Source organism: Labilibaculum filiforme (assembly GCF_002843315.1).
Classification (GTDB): domain Bacteria; phylum Bacteroidota; class Bacteroidia; order Bacteroidales; family Marinifilaceae; genus Labilibaculum; species Labilibaculum filiforme.
Genome location: NZ_MVDD01000041.1, coordinates 1 through 3,853, shown reverse-complemented (window position 1 = coordinate 3,853; position 3,853 = coordinate 1). Strand labels below are relative to the sequence as shown.

Genomic DNA, 3,853 nt, shown 5'->3' with positions numbered 1-3,853 from the left:
TTTAGGTGGTTTAATGCCTCATCCTGAAATGCGACATTGGTGGGTCTGCTTACAAATGCATCCACCATCTTATTTACAGCATGCAGAACTTTGTTTCGCCGATGTTCTGCTTCTCGGCACACTATGAGTAGTGGCGGATTACGGGGCACTTTCCTTTCAAGTTACGATGAACTTGATGCGAGGTAGAAAGCTCGAATACGCTACAACCCTCGCCATTACTTATACACGATGTTACCGGCTGGTGTTCTGTCGTCCGTTTTTTCTTTGTTGTCATTTAGTCGAAAAGATTTTTCTGAACAGGAATTGTTGTTTTGACTGTCGGTTTCTTATTCATTATTTTTTCAACTGTCTCAATGTAGTTTTCCTTGGTTAGTATTGTTACGTCTTTCTGTTCTTTGATTAGGTCTCTATTCAAGTCAAACATCGGATTGCTTTCGTCTATAATTTGGTCATACATTACTGCACGGGGTATATTATAGTCTTTAGCATAACCCATTGCTAAACGTGCTCCGCTGTCTAGTTTTTGACCAAACATCTTCCATCTTTCAGCTGAATTTTGAGCATAACTAGCTGCTAAAACTATAGTGTCGCAAAACAAAGCTTGTAATCGGTCTCGTTCCTTATAACGGCTACTTAATTCCATTTGGCTTTTAAAGTCATTCCCATATTCAGTTACAAGTAGTCCGCCTTCTTCGACTATTTGAAATGCCAATCCTTTGTTTCTTGCAGGCAAAATGTTGTTTAGTGGACTTGGTAGGATTGCAACTGTTTTACCATTAGAATCCAAAGCCTGTTGGTGAGAAATACTGTCGCAACCAAATGCTAAACCACTTACTATTGTCGCTCCATTTCTAACAAACTGAGCAACTATTTTTCTCTCTCTTTCTTCTATATCGCTTTCTGGGTTTAGTAGTCCAATGACGGAAATATTTTTGTTCTCTATACTTAACAAATCAATGTCTCCTTTATAGAATAAAAATATCGGCTTCTCACTTTCCTTAACAACTCCTCTGTGCTTTGGGAATTTTTTGTCGCCTAGCGCTACAAATCCATCACAATAATTTTCAAATTTTGCAACAAGCGTATTTTCAAAATTTCTTTTTAATCTTTCAAATTCTTCAACATCTGTTTGTTCTCCTTTAATTGTCTTGTTAAGTAAGGTCACAATAGTTTCTAGACTTTCATTACCCTTCAATTTTTTGACAATCCAAGCATTACCAATTCCTTTATAGGATTTAGCAGTAAGTATATTTAATGAGTTATCTGTATATTTCATATTAATCTTATTTAATAAAAATCAAAGCTAATCTTATATCGTCATAAGTAATTTGTTCACCAAGTTCTTCAAAAATTGGCTTTAATTTATCCCTAGCTCCTAATTTGTTTATAGCTTTTTTAACTGCATTTATTGTATTAAAGGGTGGTTCAAACTTCTTAATTGGATCTATTCCTAATAATTCTGCAATCTCAGCCATATGATTAATAATAGTGCCTTTGGTAAACCCCCTTAAACTAGCGGCATCATTTAAATTATTAACTTTCTTCAAGATAAGAAAAGTATCTTTTAAAGAAGGTTTTAATAAGTCCAAATTTTCACTTTTTGTTACAGTTTTGATACCACCCTTGAATGTTTTAGCAATAGAATAAAAAATTACATTTCTAGCCCCATTTTCAAATAATGCTTGGATTGCATCTTCATCAATGTTCACATCTTTTGTGTAAATATCATCTATTAGTAGAATGTCTTTTCCTCGAACATCTCTTGAAATATTGCATGTAGCTTTTGTAATTCCTACGTAAGGCATATCTCCATTACCACCATAACCACTTCTATTCATATGAGTTGTTCTTGTGTCGGTATGACGAATGATATAGCTTATACCATTTGCAAATCCACTGAGTTTGTCAACAACGCTTGAAATAACTCTTTTAAGTAACTTTTGATTGTCAGAATAATAACTTTCAGCCTTTGCTCGTGGTATTACACAAACAGTCAGGTTAGTATTATGAAGTTTTTTTATTTTGGGTAAATCTTCTTGAAGAACTTTTGTTAGTTCATTTACTGCATTTTGTAGTGTTGAAACACTTGTATCACCGAATTGATTTTTTAAATGATTGATAAAATCAGGGTTACCTTCGGTTCCGTATGTTGTGTAGTCATAGCGATAATAAGCTTGGGTGTTCTTATTTAAAAATCCGTTTTGGGTTATGATAAATTTTTCCATACGTTATGCTATTACAGGGTTTATAATTGTGATACCTGCACTCTTTGCGTCTGCAATTTCTATTTCTTCGTTCTCAAAAGCTATAACAATATTGGGCGGAACGCCCAATATTGAAATTGCATTTTCAAATTTGTTTACTTTTTTGTTGTTGTCATCAAATTTTCTGTAGAAAACATTTGTAAATCTATCTATAAGTCCAAAATGATTTAGGGTTTTTAATGCTCTGTCCTTGCGACAATTTGTTACTAAATATGTCTGATTAGATTTTGAATATTTTAAAAGCACTTCTACATTTTCATTTATAAGTGTAGTCACATTTATAAATTCATCGTATAAAATCTCTTTTAATTGAATCACTTTTTCAAGTTCTTTGTCTATCAAGTGAGGAAAATTGGCTTTAAGCATACTTCGATTAAATCTGATTTCAGGATTGTAAACTAGATTGGTGTCTGGCTGCAATACAGAATCAACAGCTTTTTTGTAAGCTGAAAAATTTGCAAGATTGGTGTCAACTAAAGTGCCGTCCATATCGAAAAAGAGTATTTTGTCAGGCGTGATTATAATTCCTTCTTGGTTTTCTATCATTTTATTTGTTTCCGTTATTTTGTTTGTGGCTGTCACCTACACTTGCCGGTAACGGCTCGAATATGCGTAGTGCGGGATTTCAAAGCACTTCACTATCAAACCGCTACTTTGTTTATTAAATGCTTTAAAGTTTAAATTTACCACATCGCCCCGCATTACGTATATTTATTGTTGTAGGGCGTAGTTCCTTATTTATCAATCTATTGCATTTTGGTCACCATTAAGAAAGTGAACATCATAAAACCACAGATAAACATGATAAAATAAAGAAACTTGCTAATATCTTTAATTTCTCGTCCTTCTTTCAATGCAAGTTTTCTAAATCCTTTTGACACAAGAATCAGTAGGCTAGTTATAAATACTAATCCTAATGCTGTTATTGCCCCTTTTCCGATTGGAATTCCATTTGAATCTCCTGTTGTAGATTTAAAAAAGTCCATTAAAAATAATATATTCCATAACACTACAACTCCGACAGCAAATGGTGTTTTAATAGGAAATCCACCTTGTTTTTGTCTCTCGGCTATTATTTCCGAGTCCTGAGGTGTTATTTCACTCGAAGAATTATCCAAAAATCCCGTCTGTTGAATTTGTCTGATTACTTCTTTTGGATTTTTAAAAGTCCAAAAAACTACTTTATCCTTATATTTCGGAATCCGGTGGTTAATTTTAATCCCTTGTCCAATTATTGGCATCATGTAATAAGGCTCAATAGAAATTATATCCTCTGGCCTAAATACTAAATTCCCCACAACTGTTGCATTTAAATCAAGTCGTTCCTTAGTTACTTTCAAACTGGCGAATGGCCATGTAGCATTTGCCATTCCAATTCTTGCTCCTCCAGTTAAATTTAATTGTGTCATATTCTATGTTTCGATTATTATCTGTTTGCACCTCGGTCACCCTATGCCCTACAACGGTCTTGCTAAGTTTCGTGGACGATTTAGAAGAATTAACCTTTCAAACCGCACGGAAGCAAGTCGATTAAATTTGCTTATATTTTGGACAAACCAATTTGTTTGGCTTGCTGGTGTTTCTTAATT

Annotated in this window: 4 protein-coding genes; all 4 read right to left on the bottom strand. The window is 33.8% G+C overall.

Going from position 1 to position 3,853, the window contains the following annotated elements; all coding sequences use genetic code 11:
• Positions 1 to 274: 274 nt before the first annotated feature.
• The 4 genes from BZG02_RS20560 to BZG02_RS20545 all read right to left on the bottom strand — a co-directional run bounded on the left by BZG02_RS20560 (position 275) and on the right by BZG02_RS20545 (position 3,673).
• Positions 275 to 1,276: a DNA-processing protein DprA gene (locus tag BZG02_RS20560; protein ID WP_101263626.1), complete on the bottom strand. Its 1,002-nt coding sequence runs from the start codon at positions 1,274 to 1,276 to the stop codon at positions 275 to 277.
• A gap of 7 nt (positions 1,277 to 1,283) precedes the next feature.
• Positions 1,284 to 2,225 (bottom strand): helix-turn-helix domain-containing protein, encoded by a 942-nt coding sequence (locus tag BZG02_RS20555; protein WP_101263625.1) that lies wholly within the window; start codon positions 2,223 to 2,225, stop codon positions 1,284 to 1,286.
• 3 nt (positions 2,226 to 2,228) lie between these two features.
• Complete coding sequence (locus tag BZG02_RS20550) at positions 2,229 to 2,810, bottom strand: HAD family hydrolase (protein WP_101263624.1); 582 nt, start codon at positions 2,808 to 2,810, stop codon at positions 2,229 to 2,231.
• 200 nt (positions 2,811 to 3,010) lie between these two features.
• The gene (locus tag BZG02_RS20545; protein WP_101263623.1) at positions 3,011 to 3,673 is read right to left on the bottom strand and encodes a hypothetical protein; all 663 of its coding nucleotides are present in this window, start codon (positions 3,671 to 3,673) and stop codon (positions 3,011 to 3,013) included.
• Positions 3,674 to 3,853: the final 180 nt, after the last annotated feature.